Source organism: Nocardioides sp. CCNWLW239 (assembly GCF_037137035.1).
Taxonomy (GTDB): domain Bacteria; phylum Actinomycetota; class Actinomycetes; order Propionibacteriales; family Nocardioidaceae; genus Nocardioides.
On sequence record NZ_JBBBNW010000003.1, the window covers coordinates 528173 to 546908 of the forward strand.

The window sequence follows — 18736 nt, forward strand, 5'->3', positions numbered from 1 at the left end:
CGCGGGTGACGCCTCGGCAGATTGTGCGTGACGTTTCGGCGCGCGAGAGTGACGGCTCGGCGTGATCCGATAGCGTGGCCGCGCCATGTTGGATCACATCAAAGGCTTCGTTCAGGGAGTCGTCCTCGCGCCCATCGTCCGGTTGTTCGTGGCGCTGAAGATCAGCCCCGACGTCGTGACGCTCGTCGGCACCATCGGAGTAGCGGTCGGAGCGTTGGCCTTCTACCCGCGCGGCGAGCTGCTGGCCGGCACGATCTTCATCACCTGCTTCGTCTTCAGCGACCTGATCGACGGGGCCATGGCCCGCGCGGTCGGACGCAGCTCGAAGTTCGGTGCCTTCTGGGACTCCACCCTCGACCGGTTCGGCGACGGAGCGGTCTTCGGCGGGCTGGCGCTCTACTTCGCCGGACCGGGTGACTCCGACCTCTACCTCGCGCTGACCCTGTGGTGCCTCGTGACGGGCGCGGTCACCTCCTACGCCCGCGCCCGCGCAGAGTCGCTGGGCTTCACCGCCAACGTCGGCATCGCCGAGCGCGCCGACCGTCTCGTGCTGGTCCTCGTGATGACCGGCTTCGCCGGCATCTTCTCCCTCGACCTGCTCATCTACATCGCCCTGTGGATCCTTGCCGTCGCCTCGACGATCACCGTCGTGCAGCGGGTCTGGACCGTCCGCCGCCAGGCCCTTGCCGAGGAGGCGGCCTCGTGACCGCGCCGAGCGAGGCAGACGTACGCCTGGCCGCGGAGCTCGTCCGCGACGCGGGTTCGCTCGCCGCGACGATGCGTCAGTCGGGGATCGACGACTCGGTCGAGACCAAGACCTCCGTCTCCGACCTGGTCACCGCTGCCGACAAGGCCGCCGAGAAGGCGATCGTCGACCGTCTCGCGACCGAGCACCCTGGCGACGGCATCCTGGGGGAGGAGGGCTCCGCCCGCGAGTCGGCCACCGGCCGGGTGTGGACCATCGACCCGGTCGACGGCACCTACAACTTCGTACGCGGCCTCGACTGGTGGTGCTCGGCGCTGGCGCTGACCGACGGCGCCCCGGGAGACGTGAACAGTATCGTGCTGGGGGCGGTCTACTCACCGGCCGAGGACGCCGTCTACGTCGGTGGTCCCGACCTCCCGACCACCCGAAACGGAGTCCCTCTCGACGCGATCCCGGACACGCCGCTCTCGCACGCGTGCCTCACCACCTACCTCCACCCGCGCAAGCTGGGCCACCCGTCCGGCGAGGCGTACGTGCGGGTCGCTGCCGAAGCCGCCTCCATCCGGATCCTCGGCTCCGGCTCGATGGACCTCGCCGCCATCGCCCAGGGCAAGCTCCACCTCTTCTGCCAGCACTCCGTCCCCGACTGGGACCGCCTGCCGGGCACCGCTCTCGTCCTCGGTGTCGGCGGCACCACGGCCCAGGTCGAGGCGGGCGGGGTCCTCTGGTCCCTGGCCGGCGCCCCGGCCGCGGTGGCTGATGCGGTGGAAGCACTGGCCTCCTAGCAGTCCACTTCGGGAACAGTGGCCTGACCAGGCCTTTCCGAGGGTGGCGTACGTCCCTTCCCGACTTACGATCGCCGCATGGCAACAAGCACGAATATGACGGGGACCTCGCGCGTCAAGCGAGGCATGGCGGAGATGCTCAAGGGCGGCGTGATCATGGACGTGGTCACCCCGGAGCAGGCGAAGATCGCCGAGGACGCCGGGGCGGTGGCGGTGATGGCGCTCGAGCGCGTACCCGCCGACATCCGTGCCCAGGGTGGCGTGAGCCGCATGTCGGACCCCGACATGATCGACGGCATCATCGAGGCCGTCTCCATCCCGGTCATGGCCAAGGCCCGGATCGGCCACTTCGCCGAGGCGCAGGTGCTGCAGTCCCTGGGCGTCGACTACATCGACGAGTCCGAGGTGCTGACCCCGGCCGACTACGAGAACCACATCGACAAGTGGGCCTACACCGTGCCGTTCGTGTGCGGTGCGACCAACCTCGGCGAGGCCCTGCGCCGCATCACCGAGGGTGCGGCGATGATCCGCTCCAAGGGCGAGGCCGGCACCGGTGACGTGTCCAACGCGGTCACCCACATGCGTACGATCCGCAAGGAGATCCGCCGCCTCGGCGCGCTCGCCGAGGACGAGCTCTACGTGGCGGCCAAGGAGCTCCAGGCGCCCTACGAGCTGGTCAAGGAGGTCGCCGAGAACGGCAAGCTCCCGGTCGTCCTCTTCACCGCCGGCGGCATCGCGACCCCGGCCGACGCCGCGATGATGATGCAGCTCGGCGCCGAGGGCGTCTTCGTCGGCTCCGGCATCTTCAAGTCCGGCAACCCGGCCCAGCGTGCCGAGGCGATCGTCAAGGCGACGACCTTCCACGACGACCCCGACGTGATCGCCAAGGTCTCCCGCGGTCTCGGCGAGGCGATGGTCGGCATCAACGTCGACGAGCCGGCCCGTTCGATCCAGTTCGCGGAGCGCGGCTGGTGACCACCGTCGGCGTACTCGCCCTCCAAGGCGACGTCCGCGAGCACCTCGCCGCCCTCGACCGCCTGGGGGTGAAGGGAACGTCCGTACGCCGCCGCGAGGAGCTCGACGCGTGCGACGCGCTCGTCATCCCCGGCGGTGAGTCGACCACGATGTGGCGCCTGGCGCGTACGTTCGAGCTGCTCGATCCGCTCCGCGAGCGGGTCCAGGGCGGGATGCCGGCGCTCGGCACCTGTGCCGGCATGGTCCTCCTGGCCGACCGCCTCCTCGACGGGGCGGAAGGCCAGGAGACCATCGGCGGGCTCGACATGACGGTACGCCGCAACGCCTTCGGGCGGCAGACGGAGTCGTTCGAGACCGACCTGGAGGTCACCGGGCTGGACGGAACCGTCCATGGCGTCTTCATCCGCGCCCCCTGGGTCGAGGAGGTCGGCCCCGGGGTCGAGGTGCTGGCGAGCGTGGACGGCCACCCCGTCGGCGTACGTCAGGAGCGGCTGATGGCCACCAGCTTCCACCCCGAGGTCAACGCCGAGGACCGGTTGCACCGGTTGTTCCTGGACACCTGCTGCTGACGGTGCCGAACGTCACGTAGTTAGAATGGGGCCTTGCTGCCCTGTGACGACTCCGGTGGCGGCTCGACAGGCTTGACAAAGCACAGCGACGACGCGGGGCAAAGGACGGTTTTCAGATGAGCGGCCACTCCAAGTGGGCAACGACCAAGCACAAGAAGGCGGCGATCGACGCCAAGCGCGGCAAGCTCTTCGCCAAGCTCATCAAGACGATCGAGATCGCGGCCAAGACCGGCGGTCCCGACCCGGCCGGAAACCCGACCCTCTACGACGCGATCCAGAAGGCCAAGAAGCAGTCGGTCCCCAACGACAACATCGACCGCGCGGTCAAGCGTGGCGGTGGGCTCGACGGCGGCGGGGTCAGCTACGACACGATCATGTACGAGGTCTACGGCCCTCAGGGTGTCGCGCTCCTCATCGAGTGTCTGACCGACAACCGCAACCGGGCGGCCATGGAGGTGCGCACCGCGGTCACCCGCAACGGCGGCACCATGGCCGACCCCGGCTCGGTGAGCCGGCTCTTCGACCGCAAGGGCGTCGTCGTCGTGGCGAAGGCGCAGGAGGGCAAGACGGTCTCCGAGGACGACCTGCTCGAGGCCACGCTCGACGCCGGTGCCGAGGACGTCAACGACCTCGGCGAGTCCTTCGAGATCGTCTCCGACCCCTCCGACGTGGTCGCGGTCCGCACCGCGCTGCAGGAGGCCGGGATCGACTACGACTCCGCCGAGGTCCAGTTCGTCGCGAGCATGGACATCCCGGTCGCCGACGCCTCGGCCGCCGAGAAGGTCTTCAAGCTCATCGACGCCGTCGACGACCTCGACGACGTCCAGAACGTCTTCTCCAACGCCGACGTCCCCGACGAGGTCATGGAGACCGTCGACGCCTGACCCGGGCCGAGGCGTCACCCCCGTCGGCCGAGAGGTCGCTGACGTCGGCCGAGACGGCACCGAGGTGCCATCTCGGCCGACGTACCCGACTTCTCGGCGGGGCGTGTCAGGGGCTCGGGAGGCGAGTCCTAGTCTGTACGCTACGAACAGGCGTTCGATCAGACGAAGGAGTGCGGCGTGCGGGTGCTTGGGATCGACCCCGGCCTGACCCGGTGCGGGATGGGCGTGGTCGACGGCTCGCTGGGCCGGCCGCTGTCGATGGTGGACGTCGGGGTGATCCGTACGTCCTCGGACCTGCCCGTCTGGGAGCGGCTGGTGAGCATCGAGAAGGGGATCGACGCCTGGATCGAGGAGCACCGGCCCGACGCGGTCGCGATCGAGCGGATCTTCGCGCGCTCGAACGTCTCCACGATCATGGGCACGGCCCAGGCCAGCGGCCTCGCGATGGTCTGCGCGGCCAGACGCGGTCTCCCGGTGGCGCTGCACACGCCCTCGGAGGTCAAGGCCGCCGTCTCCGGCAACGGCCGCGCCGACAAGGCGCAGGTGACCGCGATGGTGACCCGGATCCTGCGGCTCTCCACCCCGCCGAAGCCCGCCGACGCGGCCGACGCGCTCGCGCTGGCCATCACCCACCAGTGGCGCGGAGGCGCCCAGAACCGCATCGAAGCCGCGGTCGCCGCGGCCGGAAGGGTCCGTAGATGATCGCGTCCGTACGCGGCAAGGTCGCCGCCGTCAGTCTCTCCACCGCCGTCGTCGAGGTCGGCGGCATCGGCATCGAGCTGCTCTGCACGCCCAACACGCTGGCCACGCTCCGCACCGGCGAGGAGGCCCACCTGCCGACCAGCCTGGTCGTGCGCGAGGACTCGTTGACCCTCTTCGGCTTCACCGACACCGACGAGCGCACCCTCTTCGAGCTCCTCCAGACCGCCTCCGGTGTCGGCCCGAAGCTCGCCCAGGCGATGCTCGCCGTCCTCAGCCCCGACGGCATCCGCCTGGCCATCGCGGGCGAGGACACCAAGACCCTGACCAAGGTCCCCGGGATCGGCCAGAAGGGGGCCCAGCGGATCATCCTGGAGCTCAAGGACCGGGTCGGCGCACCCACCGGCACCGCCTCGGCGCCGGCGCCGACCAGCGCGGCCGCGCCCTGGCGCGACCAGGTCACCGAGGCCCTCATCGGTCTGGGCTACAACGCCCGCGACGCGGACAAGGCAGTCACCGCGATCGAGCCCGAAGCGGGCGACCAGGCCAACATCTCGCTGCTGCTGCGAGCAGCCCTGCGCACGCTGTCGAAGGCATAAGGACCCATGCACGAGGACGACCTGGACCGGGCAGAGGACGAGTCCCGCTTTGATGGGTACAGCTCCTCGCTCACCATCGCGGAGGCCGACGGCGACGACCGCGCCGTCGAGGCGGCGCTGCGCCCCAAGAGCCTCGACGAGCTGATCGGCCAGCAACGCGTCCGCGAGCAGCTCAGCCTCGTCCTGGAGGCGGCGCGGCAGCGTGAGCGGGCCCCTGACCACGTACTCCTCTCCGGGCCTCCAGGGCTCGGCAAGACCACCCTGGCGATGATCATCGCCGCCGAGATGTCGGCGCCGCTGCGGATCACCTCCGGGCCGGCGATCACGCACGCCGGCGACCTGGCCGCGATCCTGAGCGGGCTCAACGAGGGCGAGGTGCTCTTCGTCGACGAGATCCACCGGATGAGCCGTCCGGCCGAGGAGATGCTCTACCTGGCGATGGAGGACTTCCGGGTCGACGTCGTGATCGGCAAGGGGCCGGGCGCGACCGCGATCCCGATCGACCTCCCGCCGTTCACGCTGGTCGGCGCGACCACCCGCGCGGGGCTCCTCCCGGGCCCGCTCCGGGACAGGTTCGGCTTCACCGGCCACCTCGAGCTCTACGACCCCGCCGATCTCGAGTTGATCGTGCGCCGCTCGGCAGGGCTGCTCGACGTCCGTCTCGAGGACGACGGCGCCGCCGAGATCGCCGGCCGTTCCCGCGGCACCCCGCGGATCGCGAACCGGCTGCTGCGTCGCGTACGTGACTATGCCCAGGTCAAGGCCGACGGCACGGTCACCCAGCAGGTCGCGGAGAAGGCGTTGGACCTCTACGAGGTGGATCCGCTCGGTCTGGACCGCCTCGACCTGGCCGTTCTCGACGCGCTGTGCCGCCGTTTCGGGGGAGGCCCGGTGGGCATCTCCACCCTCGCCGTCGCGGTGGCGGAGGAGCGCGAGACGGTCGAGGAGGTGGCCGAGCCGTTCCTGGTCCGCTCCGGCTTCCTGGCCCGTACGCCGCGGGGCCGTGTCGCCACCCCGGCCGCCTGGACCCACCTCGGACTGCCGGTGCCCGCCAACACCGAGGCCGCGGCCTGGTCGGTGGAGACGCTCTGGGATGAGCCCTGAATCACACTCCCAACCAGGTGCCTGGTTAGACTTGCACGTCGCCGTGCGACTGCCGGTGACCCCTGAGACTGTCGGAGCCGAACCCCCGTGGAATTCCTGCCATTTATCGTCATCATCGTCCTGTTCTACTTCTTGCTGATCAGGCCGCAGCAGAAGCGTGCCAAGCAGGCTCGTGAGCTCCAGCTCAACCTCCAGCCGGGCGACAGGGTGATGCTGACCTCCGGCCTCTTCGGCACCGTCGCCGAGGTCGAGGAGACGACGACGAACATCAAGGTGGAGATCGCCGACGGCGTCGTCATCCAGGTCGTGCGCCAGGCCGTGGCCCAGAAGGTCACCGAGGCACCCGCGGATGAGTCCGACGAGGGGGAGGCGAACGAGGTCGAGGCCTCGGCCGAGGAGACCTCGGCAGACGCCGACAGCGTCATCGTGGATCTCGACAAGAAGGACTGACCAAACTCATGGCACGCAAGACAGCGCGCCCCGGCCGGACACTCGCGCTGCTCTTCTTGGCGATCGCGATCATGTTCGGGGGCATCGCGCTCGCCGGCACCTGGAAGCCCGAGCTGGGCCTCGACCTGCGCGGCGGCACCGAGATCTCGATGACCGCGAAGAACTCCGAGGGCGGCTCGGTCCCCAAGGAGAGCCTCGACGAGGCCAAGGCGATCATCGACCAGCGCGTCAACGGCTCCGGCATCACCGGCGGCCGGGTGACCACCGAGGGCAACGACGTCATCAAGGTCTCCATCCCCGGCACCGGCAAGGTGCAGCAGGAGACCGCCGAGCGCGTCCGTCAGACCGCCAAGCTCCGCTTCCGGCTGGTCGCCTGCAGCCCGCAGAAGCCCTGTGGCGACAGCACCGGAGCCGACCCCGGGTCGATGATCCAGGACCCCTCGGCCGGCACCGCGCCCGGCACCTCGCCTCGGGCGCCGTTCGGTGGCGAGACCGTCAAGCCCGCAGAGGGCGAGAAGGCCTCCGGCACCCCGAGCCCCTCGGCCAGCGCCAAGCCGGAGTCGAAGGACGCCGAGAAGCACGACCCCAACTCCACGGTCCCGGTCGACGAGGCTGTCGAGTTCATGCGCAACCCGCCGGCGGAGTGGGCGGCTCGCTACAACAGCTTCACCTGCCCGGCGCCGGGCTCCGACCCGGTCGAGGACCTGCCGGGCGAGCCGCTGCTGACCTGTGACGAGGACGGGATCCCCTACCTGCTCAGCCCGGCGGTCATCGAGGGCACCGAGATCAAGGAAGCCGACTACGGCATCCCGCAGCAGCAGGCCAACTACGTGGTGACCCTGGACTTCAAGTCCGACGGCAACAAGGCCTTCGCCGAGACCACCGGCGCGATCGCCGGCACCGGCGAGCAGTTCGCCATCACCCTGGACGGCAAGGTCATCTCCGCGCCGACCGCCGACTCGCGGATCAGCGGTGGTGCGCAGATCAGCGGTGACTTCACGCAGGAGTCCGCCGCCGCGCTGGCCAACAACCTGAAGTACGGCTCGCTGCCGCTCGACTTCCCCGAGGACGGCATCCAGACCAAGGTGATCGGCCCGAGCCTGGCCGGCAACCAGCTCACCGCGGGCCTCTGGGCCGGCCTGGTGGGCCTCATCCTCGTGGTGATCTTCTCGATCCTCTACTACCGCGCGATGAGCATCGTGGTGATCGGCTCGCTGATCGTCGCCGGTGCGATGACGTACGGCATGATCCTGCTGCTCAGCGAGACCGCCGGCGTCACCCTGGACCTTCCGGGTGTGGCCGGTCTGATCGTCGGTATCGGCATCACCGCCGACTCCTTCATCATCCTCTACGAGCGGATGCGTGACGACATGCGTGAGGGCCGCTCGATGCGGGTGGCCGTCGACACGGCGTGGCCGCGTGCCCGTAACACCTGCCTCGCCTCGGACGGTGTCTCGTTCCTGGCCGCGTTCGTGCTCTACGTCTTCGCGACCAACGAGGTCAAGGGCTTCGCCTTCATGCTCGGTCTGACGACGATCATCGACGTGCTGGTGTTCTTCTGGTTCACCCACCCGATGACCAAGCTCATGGCCACCTGGGGCTTCTTCAACAAGGGTCATGTGCTCTCCGGCATGGACAAGCGCGCTATCGGCACCGTCGACGCCCCCAAGGGCGCCACCACTCTGGTCGGAGGCAAGGCCTGATGAGCAAGTTCTCCATCTCGCGGCTCGGCAAGGAGCTCTACACCGGCGAGAAGTCGTTCGACTTCGTCGGTCGCCGGATGCTCTGGTACGCCGTCTCCGCGGTCGTGCTCGTCGCGGTCATCCTCGGCGTCTGGCTGCAGGGGATCAACCTCGGCATCGACTTCACCGGCGGCACGCGCTACACCGTCACGGTCGCGCAGGCCGACCAGGAGCTGGCCGACGACCTGCGCACGGCCGTCGGTGACACCGACGTCGAGGCCGCCGACGGCGCCTCGGTGCGCACCTCCGGTGGCAAGTCGATCGTGATCGAGACCAAGTCGATCCCTGACGGCTCCGAGGCCGACGAGGCGATCATCGGAGCGATCACCGAGACGGCCGACGTGGCCGAGGACGACATCAGCCGCACCGGGATCGGGCCCAGCTGGGGCGAGCGGGTCGCCACCAAGGCGGGCCTCGCGCTGGGCATCTTCCTCGTCGGCGTGATCCTGTTCATCTGGGTCTACTTCAAGGAGTGGAAGATGTCGGTCGCGGCCGTCGTCGCCCTGCTCCACGACGTGGTGATCACGGTGGGCGTCTACGCGATCGTCGGTTTCGAGGTGACACCGGCGACGGTCACCGGCTTCCTGACCATCCTCGGTTACTCGCTCTACGACACCGTGGTCGTCTTCGACAAGGTCAAGGAGAACACCCGCAACCTGGCGCAGAAGAAGCAGACGTACGCCGCGGCGGCCAACCTTGCGGTCAACCAGACTCTGGTCCGCTCGATCAACACCTCCATCATCGGTCTGCTGCCGGTCGTCGCGATCCTCTACGTCAGCGCCGTGCAGCTCGGCACGTCCTCGCTGAAGGACATCTCGCTGGTCCTCTTCGTCGGTATGGCCGTCGGCACCTACTCCTCGATCTTCATCGCCACCCCGCTGCTGGTGCACCTGAAGTCGAAGGAGAAGGACGTCGTCGACGCCGAGAAGCGTGCCGCGGCGCGGATGAAGGAAGCCGACAAGTACGCCGCGGTGCCCGTCTTCGACGAGGGCATGCCGGTCGCTGCCGACGAGGAGCCGGACGAGCTGCGCGAGTCCGGATCCGACGATCTCCACGAGGCCGGGGTCGGCCGGGGCACCAGCCCCAACACGTCCCCGACAGGTCGAGGTCGCAACGTACCCAGCCAGCAGCGCTCGGTCTCCGACAGCGCGGCTGCCGGACGTCCGCAGCCCAAGCGCGAGTCGCGGTCGAAGCGCAAGTGACTGTCTCGGAGACAGCTGCAGGCGGCCGGTCGCTCGAGGAGACCCTCGAGCGGCTGGTCGCCGACGTGCCCGACTTCCCCGAGCCGGGCGTCGGATTCAAGGACATCACCCCGCTGCTGGCGGACCACGCCGGTTTCGCCCAGGTGGTCGATGCACTGGGCGCCCCGGCCCGCGATGCCGACGGCAACGTGACCGTGACCAAGGTGCTCGGTATGGAGTCGCGAGGGTTCATCCTCGGTGCTCCCGCGGCCCTGCATCTCGGGGTCGGCTTCGTCCCCGTACGGAAGGCCGGCAAGCTGCCACGTGAGACCCATGCGGTCTCCTACTCGCTGGAATACGGCGAGGCGACCCTGGAGATCCACACCGATGCGGTCGCGCCGGGGGAGCGGGTGCTGGTCATCGACGACGTGCTCGCCACCGGCGGCACCGCCGCGGCCACGATCGAGCTGGTCGAGCGCTGTGGCGGCATCGTCGTCGGTGTCTCGGTGCTGCTCGAGCTCGGTTTCCTCGACCCACGCAGCAAGCTGCCGGGCACGAAGGTCCACTCGCTGTTGGTCAGTTGACAGGTCCAGCATGCAGGTGCCGTCCTAGCCAACGCTCCGGGTAGGGCCGGTAGACTCTGGCTATGGCAGAGGATCGCATCGTCGCGCAACCTCGTGCGCACAACATCGAGGCGCGGGAGAGCAGCGGCCCCGCGCCGTCGGGCCGCAGCGTACGCGCGCGTCTGGCCCGGATGGGCGGTCGTGGCAACCCCGGCAATCCTGTGCTGGAGCCGCTGTTCCGGGCAGTGCGGTCCAACCACCCCAAGGCCGATCTTGCGCTCCTGGAGCGGGCCTATGTCACCGCCGAGCGCCTCCACGGCACCCAGATGCGCAAGAGCGGCGACCCCTACATCACCCACCCGCTCGCGGTGACCACGATCCTCGCCGAGCTCGGTATGACCGAGCCGACCCTGGTGGCGGCGCTTCTCCACGACACCGTCGAGGACACGCCCTACACGCTCAAGGAGCTCACCCGCGACTTCGGCGAAGAGGTCGCCCACCTCGTCGACGGTGTCACGAAGCTCGACAAGGTCACCTACGGCGACTCGGCCCAGGCCGAGACGATCCGCAAGATGGTCGTGGCGATGTCACGCGACATCCGGGTGCTGGTGATCAAGCTCGCCGACCGCCTGCACAACATGCGTACGCTCCGCTACGTCCCGCAGAAGAGCCAGGAGCGCAGCGCCCGCGAGACCCTCGACATCTACGCGCCGCTGGCCCACCGGCTCGGCATGAACACGATCAAGTTCGAGCTCGAGGACCTCGCCTTCGCGACGCTCTACCCGAAGATGTACGACGAGCTGGTCCGCCTCGTCGCCGACCGCAACCCGTCGCGCGAGAAGTTCCTGGCCCAGGTCATCGACCAGGTCGAGCGCGACCTGCACGAGGCTCGGATCAAGGCGACGGTCACCGGCCGACCGAAGCACTACTACTCGATCTACCAGAAGATGATCGTCGGCGGGAAGGACTTCTCCGACATCAACGACCTGGTCGGCATCCGGATCCTGGTCGAGGACGAGCGCGACTGCTACTCCGTCCTCGGCATCCTGCACTCGCGGTGGAACCCCGTCCTGGGGCGGTTCAAGGACTACATCGCGATGCCGAAGTTCAACATGTACCAGTCGCTGCACACCACCGTGATCGGCCCGCACGGCAAGCCGGTCGAGCTGCAGATCCGCACCTTCGCGATGCACCGGCGCGCGGAGTTCGGCGTGGCGGCGCACTGGAAATACAAGGAGGACGGCCGCAACGGTGTCGACACCGACCGGCCGATGGACAACGACATGAGCTGGGTCAAGCAGCTCATGGACTGGCAGTCGGAGGTCAACGACCCCGGCGAGTTCCTGGAGTCGCTGCGTTTCGAGATGAAGCGCACCGAGGTCTACGTCTTCACGCCCAAGGGTGACGTGATCGCGCTGCCCGCCGACGCGACGCCGGTCGACTTCGCCTATGCCGTCCACACCGAGGTCGGCAACAAGACCATCGGCGCCAGGGTCAACGGGCGCCTGGTCCCGCTCGAGTCGACCTTGGAGAGCGGCGACGTCGTCGAGGTCTTCACCTCCAAGTCGCCCAACGCGGGTCCCTCGCGGGACTGGACATCCTTCGTCAAGTCCAACCGCGCCAAGGCCAAGATCCGGCAGTGGCACACCCGCGAGCGTCGCGACGAGGCCATCGAGAAGGGCCAGGACGCGATCGCCCGGCTCATGCGCAAGGAGGGTCTGCCCCTCAAGCGGCTGATGTCGCGCGAGTCGCTCATGCTCGCCGCCGACCACTTCGACCTCGCCGACGTCGAGGCGCTCTACGCCGCGGTCGGCGAGAGCCATCTCTCCGCCCAAGCGGTCGTACGCCGGGTCATCGAGGACCATGGCGGCGACGAGGGCGCCGCGGAGGATCTGGCCGAGGCCATCAACGTCGGCCGTCGACGGCACGGCAAGGTCTCCAGCGCCGGCTCCGACGCAGGCGTGATCGTCAAGGGATCCCCGGATGTGTGGGTCAAGCTCGCCAAGTGCTGCACCCCGGTGCCCGGCGACGACATCCTCGGCTTCGTCACCAAGGGCGGGGGAGTCTCCGTCCACCGCACCGACTGCACCAACGCCGCCGAGCTCCGCTCCCACCCCGAGCGCCTGCTCGAGGTCGAGTGGGGCTCGACCTCCAACTCCGTCTTCCTGGTCAACATCCAGGTGGAGGCCCTCGACCGGGCCCGGCTTCTCTCCGACATCACCATGGCGCTCTCGGATGCCCACGTGAACATCCTCTCGGCCCAGCTGACCACTACCCGAGATCGCGTCGCCAAGTCCCGCTTCTCCTTCGAGATGGCAGACTCCAAGCATCTCGACACCGTCTTGAAGCAGGTACGCACCGTCCCCGGCGTCTTCGACGCCTACCGCGTCACCCAATGAAAGTGAGCATCTCGTGGACCCGTTCACCTGGTTTTTGATTGCCCTGGGAGTTCTGATCGTCGGAGTCGTCGTCTGGCAGGCCGTGAGAAAGCCGTCGCAGGGCGTCGACGAGGCCGTGGCGGACCGAAACCGGAGCGAGGCCCTGATCAAGGGCGAGTACAACGGCGGCGCGCAGCATCGTGGTCCGAACATCGGGCCCACCAGCGGCACGTGATCCCCTCAGGGGCGGCCCACCGCGTCGCCCATTCTGATCACTCGTGAAGGAGCTCGGCAATGTTCACCTGGATCCTCATCATCGGCGGCGCACTCCTCCTCGCAGGCATCGTCTGGACCGCGATGGGCAAGGGCGGGAAGCCCGTTGACCACAATGACGTTCGTCAAGCGAAGATCCGCAACGCCGCGAAGGGCGAGTACAACGGCGGCGCCGGCCTGTAACTATCGACCCGGCTCTACGTGCTCCATGAACCGTGTCGAGTCGGCTCGTCATGCCGAGCCGACTCGGCGCGATCTTCAGTCGAGATGCGCCGAGTCGGGGTGCTGATCAGGAGAAGTCGGCGCTGGCGCGCTTGGCCATCTCCAGGAACTGGCGGCGGGACTCGAGGTTCTCCTCGAGGCTCTTGATCTTCCGGGCGTCACCCGAGGCCTGGGCCTTGGCGAGGTCCTTCTCGACCTGGGCGATGGCGTCCTCGAGCTTGGCGATCATGTCATCGGCACGCGCGGACTTCTCGGGGTCGGACTTGCGCCACTGGTCGTCCTCGGCGGACTTGATCGCCTGCTCGATCTTGCGCATCGCGCCCTCGAGCTCCTTGATCCGGTCGCGCGGGACCTTGCCTGCCTCGTCCCAGCGGTCGGCGATGTCGCGGAAGGAACGCTTGACGGCGTCCAGGTCGTCGCCCTTCTCGAGCAGCGGAAGGAGCTCCTGCGCCTCGGCGAGCAGTCCCTCCTTGACCACGGCGTTCTGCGCGAACTCGGCGTCGAGCGCCGCGTTGGCGGCGTCACGGGCACCGAAGAAGACGTCCTGTGCGGCCCGGAACTGCTTCCAGAGCTTGTCGTCGATGTCCTTCGGAGCCGGTCCGGCGGCCTTCCAGTCGCGCATCAGGTCGCGGTAGCGCCCGGCGGTGGGGCCCCAGTCGGTGGACGAGGAGAGCTCCTCGGCCTCGACGATGATCCGCTCCTTGATCACCTTGGCGTCCTCGCGCCGGGCGTTGAGCTCGGCGAAGTGAGCCTTGCGCCGACGCGTGTAGGCCGTACGCGCGGTCGAGAAGCGCCGCCACAGCGCGTCGTCGGACCCGCGGTCGATGCGGGGGAGCGCCTTCCACTGGTCGAGCAGCTCCCGCAGCCGGTTGGCGCCGTTGCGCCAGTCGTTGCTCTGGGCCAGCTTCTCGGCCTCGGCGACGAGAGCCTCCTTGGCGACCTTCGCCTCGGCCGCCTTCGCGGCCCGCTCGGCCTTGCGGGCCTCGCGCTGGGTGGCGATGACCGGGGCCAGCGCCTCCAGTCGCGCCACCAGCGAGGCCAGGTCACCGACCGCGTTGGCGTCGGTCACCTTCTCGACGACGGTCTTGACCGCCGCGGTCGCCTCGTCGGGCGACGTCTTCCCCGCATGCACCCGCCGCTCGAGCTGCTCCACCTCGAAGGCGAGCTGGTCGAACCGGTTGGTGAAGAAGGCAAGCGCCTCCTCCGGCGTGCCTTCTGGGTACTGCCCCACGGAACGCTCACCCTCAGCGGTCTTCACGTAGACCGTTCCGTCTTCCTCGACCCGACCCCACTGCTCGCTGGTCACAATGTCCCTACTCTTCGCATGAGGCGCTAACCTCTTATGAAATCTCCCCCGCCGGACACCGTGCTCGTCACAGTCCCGGTCGGCTCAACTTGCAGGTCCCCGTGGTGTCCCGACACACCTCGGGGTGCCCATCGTAGTCAGACGCCACGATGCGGCGCTGCACTGTACCGCTGGATAGGGTGTTTCTCGTGTTGATCGCAGGCTTTCCCGCCGGTCCGTGGGGCACCAACTGCTACGTCGCCGCCACCGGCCCAGGCACCGAGTGTGTCGTGATCGACCCCGGGAAGGACGCCGCGAAGGGGATCGAGGAGCTCGTCCGCGAGCAGCGCCTCAAGCCGGTCGCCGTGCTCCTCACCCACGGCCACGTGGATCACATGTGGTCCGTGACCCCGGTGAGCAAGACGTACGACGCCACCGCCTGGATCCACCCGGCCGACCGTCACCTGCTGGCCGATCCGCTCCAGGGCATCTCGCCGGAGTCGGCGCAGATGCTGCTCGGCATGCCGCAGGGGAGCTACGACTTCGTCGAGCCCGACGACGTCCGCGAGCTGACCGACGGGCAGACCATCGACCTGGCCGGCATGCGCTTCCTGATCGACCATACGCCCGGGCATACCGAGGGGTCGGTCACCTTCCGGACTCCCTACCCCGACCACGCCGAGGTCAGTGACGTGATGTTCTCCGGCGACCTGCTCTTCGCGGGCAGCATCGGGCGTACGGACCTCCCCGGCGGTGACCACGCCACGATGCTGCAGTCCCTGACCACCAAGGTGCTGCCCCTCGCCGACGACATCGTGGTGCTCCCCGGCCATGGCGAACAGACCTCGATCGGGCGCGAGCGCGCCACCAACCCGTTTCTTCAGGACCTGATCACCACATCATGAGAGAGCGCCAGCGAACGACAATGAGCTTCAGGCCGTCACCTCCGTATTCTTCGCACTTCTCGACGGAGGTGGCGGCATGAACAAGCCAACACCTCTCTCCGGGTTCCCGGAGTTCCTGCCAAGCCAGCGCACCGTCGAGCGTCAGGTCATCGAGACCCTGAGCCGCACCTTCGAGCTGCACGGCTTCGGCAACATCGAGACCCGCGCCGTCGAGCCGATGGACCAGCTGCTGCGCAAGGGTGACACCTCCAAGGAGGTCTACGTCCTCAAGCGGCTCCAGGAGCAGGACGACTCCCGGGACAAAGGCATGGGGCTCCACTTCGACCTCACCGTCCCGTTCGCCCGCTACGTGCTCGAGAACGCCGGCAAGCTGGAGTTCCCGTTCCGCCGCTACCAGATCCAGAAGGTCTGGCGAGGCGAGCGGCCCCAGGAAGGCCGTTTCCGCGAGTTCGCGCAAGCCGACATCGACATCGTCGGACGCGACACGCTGCCGTTCCACCACGACGTCGAGGTCGCCCGGGTGATGCTCGAGGCGCTCGGCAAGCTGACCTTCCTGCCCGGCTTCACGCTCCAGGTCAACAACCGCAAGCTGATCCAGGGCTTCTACGCCGGTCTCGGCGCCCCGGACGTCGAGGAGACCATGCGGCTCATCGACAAGCTCGACAAGATGTCGGCCGACGAGGTCGGCAAGCTGTTGGTCTCCGAGGCAGGGCTGAGCGACGAGCAGGCTGCCAAGTGCCTCGAGCTCGCCACGATCACCGCCACCGACGACTCCTTCGTGGAGAAGGTCCGTGCGCTCGGCGTCGAGAGCGAGCTGCTCGACGAGGGCCTGTCCGAGCTCGCCACGCTGATCACGGCCACCGCGCCGCTCAACACGGATTCCGTACGCGTCGTGGCCGACCTGAGCATCGCCCGCGGCCTGGACTACTACACCGGCACCGTCTTCGAGACCCGCCTGGACGGCTACGAGTCCCTGGGCAGCATCTGCTCCGGCGGTCGTTACGACGCGCTGGCCAGCGACGGGAAGACGACCTACCCGGGCGTGGGGATCTCGCTCGGCGTCAGCCGCGTGCTGGTGCCGCTCGTGCAGAAGGGCGTGCTCGACGGCGACCGCAAGGTCCCGAGCACCGTGCTGGTCGCGGTCAACGACGAGGAGAGCCGGGCCGACGCCGATGCGGCGGCGCAGCTCCTGCGCGCCCACAATGTTGCCTGCGAGGTCTCGCCCAACGCCGCGAAGTTCGGCAAGCAGATCCGCTTCGCGGAGCGCCGCGGCATCCCCTACGTCCTCTTCGCCACGCCCCGAGAAGATGGTGGAGTCGGCTACGAGATCAAGGACATCCGCACCGGCGACCAGGTCCCGGCCGACCCGGCGACCTGGACGCCACAGAACGAGAGCGACCTGAAGCCCCAGGTCGTCGCGAACAACGAGGAGAAGAAGTGATCCGCACCCACGACGCCGGCACCCTGCGTGCCGAGCACGTCGGCCAGACCGTGACCCTCGCCGGCTGGGTAGGCCGCCGACGCGATCACGGCGGGGTCGCGTTCCTCGATCTGCGGGAGGCCAGCGGTGTGGTCCAGGTCGTCGTCCGCGACGAGGAGATCGCCCACGCGCTCCGCAACGAATACTGCATCAAGGTCACCGGCGAGGTCGTCGCGCGCACCGAGGAGAACCGCAACCCCAACCTCGCCACCGGCGAGATCGAGGTCGTCGCCAAGGACCTCGAAGTCCTCAGCGCCTCCGCGGCCCTCCCGTTCCCGATCGACGACCACGTAGAGGTCGGCGAGGACGTCCGCTACAAGCACCGCTACCTCGACCTGCGCCGCACCGCTCCCGGCAACGCGATCCGCCTGCGCTCGAAGGCCAACAAGGCCGCCCGCGACGTGCTCGCGGCTCACGACTTCGTCGAGATCGAGACCCCGACGCTGACCCGCTCGACCCCTGAGGGCGCGCGTGACTTCCTGGTCCCGGCCCGTCTCCAGCCCGGCTCGTGGTACGCCCTGCCGCAGTCCCCGCAGCTGTTCAAGCAGTTGCTCATGGTCGCCGGCATGGAGCGCTACTACCAGCTCGCCCGCGCCTACCGCGACGAGGACTTCCGCGCCGACCGGCAGCCGGAGTTCACCCAGCTCGACATCGAGATGAGCTTCGTCGAGCAGGACGACGTGATCGCGCTCGGCGAGGAGATCGTCGCCGCGCTGTGGAAGCTGATCGGCTACGACGTACCCCTTCCGCTGCCGCGGATGACCTACGCCGACGCGATGGCGAAGTACGGCTCGGACAAGCCCGACCTGCGCTTCGGCATCGAGATCACCGAGTGCACCGACTACTTCTCCGAGACCACGTTCCGCGTCTTCCAGGCGCCCTACGTCGGTGCCGTGGTGATGCCGGGTGGCGCCAGCCAACCGCGGCGTCAGCTCGACGGCTGGCAGGACTGGGCCAAGCAGCGCGGTGCCAAGGGCCTGGCCTACGTCCTGGTCCAGGAGGACGGCTCGCTGACGGGTCCGGTCGCCAAGAACCTTTCCGAGACCGAGGCCGCCGGCCTGGCCACCCACGTCGGCGCCAACCCGGGCGACTGCATCTTCTTCGCCGCCGGTGCGCCCAAGTCGAGCCGCTCGCTGCTCGGCGCCGCGCGCCTGGAGATCGGCAACCGCCTCGACCTGCGCAAGGACGGCGAGTGGAGCTTCCTGTGGGTCGTCGACGCGCCGCTGCTCGAGCCCGCCTCCGAGGCGGTCGAGTCCGGTGACGTCGCGGTCGGCGCGGGGGAGTGGACCGCGGTCCACCACGCCTTCACCAGCCCGCAGGACGTCGAGGGCTTCGACAAGGACCCCGGCAACGCGCTCGCCTGGGCCTACGACATCGTCTGCAACGGCAACGAGATCGGCGGCGGTTCGATCCGTATCCACCGCGAGGACGTCCAGAAGCGGGTCTTCGACCTGATGGGGATCGGCGAGGAGGCGGCCGAGGAGAAGTTCGGCTTCCTGCTCGACGCGTTCAAGTTCGGGGCCCCGCCGCACGGCGGCATCGCCTTCGGCTGGGACCGCGTCGTGGCCCTCCTCGCCGGCACGGACTCGATCCGCGACGTCATCGCCTTCCCGAAGACCGGTGCCGGCTACGACCCGCTCACCGCCGCCCCGGCTCCGATCACCCCGGAGCAGCGCAAGGAGGCGGGTGTCGACGCGAAGCCTGCGGCTCCGGCGTCCGCCGAGGGCGAATCGGCGAACTGAGCCTACTTCGCACGAATCCAGCAGAGTCTCCGGGACCGATCCGTCGGTCCCGGAGACTCTCGGCATTCCATGGGCAATGACAACAAGGCATCCCGAACTGCCGTATCACTGGATGAAATCGGATCGTTACCGGTCCGGGGTCCATCGGGGCAAAGAGATCACATAGAGTTCCCTCCGTCGACCTCGTGGGTCGG

General features: G+C 68.6%; 19 protein-coding genes. 18 read left to right on the plus strand and 1 reads right to left on the minus strand.

The window, feature by feature from the left end:
- Positions 1-85: 85 nt before the first annotated feature.
- The 15 genes from pgsA to WBG06_RS14390 all read left to right on the plus strand — a co-directional run bounded on the left by pgsA (position 86) and on the right by WBG06_RS14390 (position 13091).
- A complete protein-coding gene (gene pgsA, locus WBG06_RS14320; protein WP_336737500.1) occupies positions 86-706 on the plus strand; it encodes a phosphatidylinositol phosphate synthase in 621 nt (206 codons plus the stop codon).
- Entirely contained in the window at positions 703-1491 is a 789-nt protein-coding gene (locus tag WBG06_RS14325; RefSeq protein WP_336737501.1) for an inositol monophosphatase family protein, read from the plus strand. The genes pgsA and WBG06_RS14325 overlap by 4 nt, the downstream gene beginning before the upstream one ends.
- 78 nt (positions 1492-1569) lie before the next feature.
- Entirely contained in the window at positions 1570-2466 is an 897-nt protein-coding gene (pdxS, locus tag WBG06_RS14330) for a pyridoxal 5'-phosphate synthase lyase subunit PdxS (RefSeq protein ID WP_336737502.1), read from the plus strand.
- The gene (gene pdxT / locus WBG06_RS14335; protein WP_336737503.1) at positions 2463-3035 is read left to right on the plus strand and encodes a pyridoxal 5'-phosphate synthase glutaminase subunit PdxT; all 573 of its coding nucleotides are present in this window, start codon (positions 2463-2465) and stop codon (positions 3033-3035) included. The genes pdxS and pdxT overlap by 4 nt, the downstream gene beginning before the upstream one ends.
- Before the next feature lie 116 nt (positions 3036-3151).
- Positions 3152-3919, plus strand: coding sequence for a YebC/PmpR family DNA-binding transcriptional regulator (locus tag WBG06_RS14340; RefSeq protein WP_336737504.1), 768 nt, complete (start codon positions 3152-3154; stop codon positions 3917-3919).
- A 177-nt stretch (positions 3920-4096) separates the two neighbouring features.
- Positions 4097-4621 carry a crossover junction endodeoxyribonuclease RuvC gene (ruvC, locus tag WBG06_RS14345; RefSeq protein WP_336737505.1) on the plus strand — a complete coding sequence of 175 codons (525 nt, stop codon included), beginning with the start codon at positions 4097-4099 and terminating at the stop codon, positions 4619-4621.
- Positions 4618-5217 carry a Holliday junction branch migration protein RuvA gene (ruvA, locus tag WBG06_RS14350; RefSeq protein WP_336737506.1) on the plus strand — a complete coding sequence of 200 codons (600 nt, stop codon included), beginning with the start codon at positions 4618-4620 and terminating at the stop codon, positions 5215-5217. Before ruvC ends, ruvA begins: the two co-directional genes overlap by 4 nt.
- A gap of 6 nt (positions 5218-5223) precedes the next feature.
- A complete protein-coding gene (gene ruvB / locus WBG06_RS14355) occupies positions 5224-6321 on the plus strand; it encodes a Holliday junction branch migration DNA helicase RuvB (protein WP_336737507.1) in 1098 nt (365 codons plus the stop codon).
- Between the two features lie 87 nt (positions 6322-6408).
- Entirely contained in the window at positions 6409-6771 is a 363-nt protein-coding gene (yajC, locus tag WBG06_RS14360) for a preprotein translocase subunit YajC (RefSeq protein WP_336737508.1), read from the plus strand.
- Between the two features lie 8 nt (positions 6772-6779).
- Complete coding sequence (gene secD / locus WBG06_RS14365) at positions 6780-8474, plus strand: protein translocase subunit SecD (RefSeq protein WP_336737509.1); 1695 nt, start codon at positions 6780-6782, stop codon at positions 8472-8474.
- Positions 8474-9715 carry a protein translocase subunit SecF gene (gene secF, locus WBG06_RS14370; RefSeq protein WP_336737510.1) on the plus strand — a complete coding sequence of 414 codons (1242 nt, stop codon included), beginning with the start codon at positions 8474-8476 and terminating at the stop codon, positions 9713-9715. The genes secD and secF overlap by 1 nt, the downstream gene beginning before the upstream one ends.
- Positions 9712-10278 (plus strand): adenine phosphoribosyltransferase, encoded by a 567-nt coding sequence (locus tag WBG06_RS14375; protein ID WP_336737511.1) that lies wholly within the window; start codon positions 9712-9714, stop codon positions 10276-10278. The genes secF and WBG06_RS14375 overlap by 4 nt, the downstream gene beginning before the upstream one ends.
- A gap of 62 nt (positions 10279-10340) precedes the next feature.
- Positions 10341-12656 carry a RelA/SpoT family protein gene (locus WBG06_RS14380; protein ID WP_336737512.1) on the plus strand — a complete coding sequence of 772 codons (2316 nt, stop codon included), beginning with the start codon at positions 10341-10343 and terminating at the stop codon, positions 12654-12656.
- Between the two features lie 13 nt (positions 12657-12669).
- Positions 12670-12870, plus strand: coding sequence for a hypothetical protein (locus WBG06_RS14385; RefSeq protein WP_336737514.1), 201 nt, complete (start codon positions 12670-12672; stop codon positions 12868-12870).
- A gap of 59 nt (positions 12871-12929) precedes the next feature.
- Positions 12930-13091 carry a hypothetical protein gene (locus WBG06_RS14390; RefSeq protein WP_336737515.1) on the plus strand — a complete coding sequence of 54 codons (162 nt, stop codon included), beginning with the start codon at positions 12930-12932 and terminating at the stop codon, positions 13089-13091.
- Between the two features lie 106 nt (positions 13092-13197).
- Here WBG06_RS14390 and WBG06_RS14395 read toward each other — a convergent pair whose 3' ends face one another.
- Positions 13198-14436, minus strand: coding sequence for a DUF349 domain-containing protein (locus tag WBG06_RS14395; RefSeq protein ID WP_336737516.1), 1239 nt, complete (start codon positions 14434-14436; stop codon positions 13198-13200).
- A gap of 188 nt (positions 14437-14624) precedes the next feature.
- On the opposite strand from WBG06_RS14395, the gene WBG06_RS14400 reads away from it, so the two are divergent.
- The 3 genes from WBG06_RS14400 (at position 14625) to aspS (ending at position 18542) form a co-directional block, all read left to right on the plus strand.
- A complete protein-coding gene (locus WBG06_RS14400) occupies positions 14625-15320 on the plus strand; it encodes an MBL fold metallo-hydrolase (RefSeq protein ID WP_336737517.1) in 696 nt (231 codons plus the stop codon).
- A gap of 76 nt (positions 15321-15396) precedes the next feature.
- Positions 15397-16761 carry a histidine--tRNA ligase gene (gene hisS / locus WBG06_RS14405; RefSeq protein WP_336737518.1) on the plus strand — a complete coding sequence of 455 codons (1365 nt, stop codon included), beginning with the start codon at positions 15397-15399 and terminating at the stop codon, positions 16759-16761.
- Positions 16758-18542 (plus strand): aspartate--tRNA ligase, encoded by a 1785-nt coding sequence (aspS, locus tag WBG06_RS14410; protein WP_336737519.1) that lies wholly within the window; start codon positions 16758-16760, stop codon positions 18540-18542. Before hisS ends, aspS begins: the two co-directional genes overlap by 4 nt.
- The last annotated feature ends 194 nt before the right edge of the window (positions 18543-18736 follow it).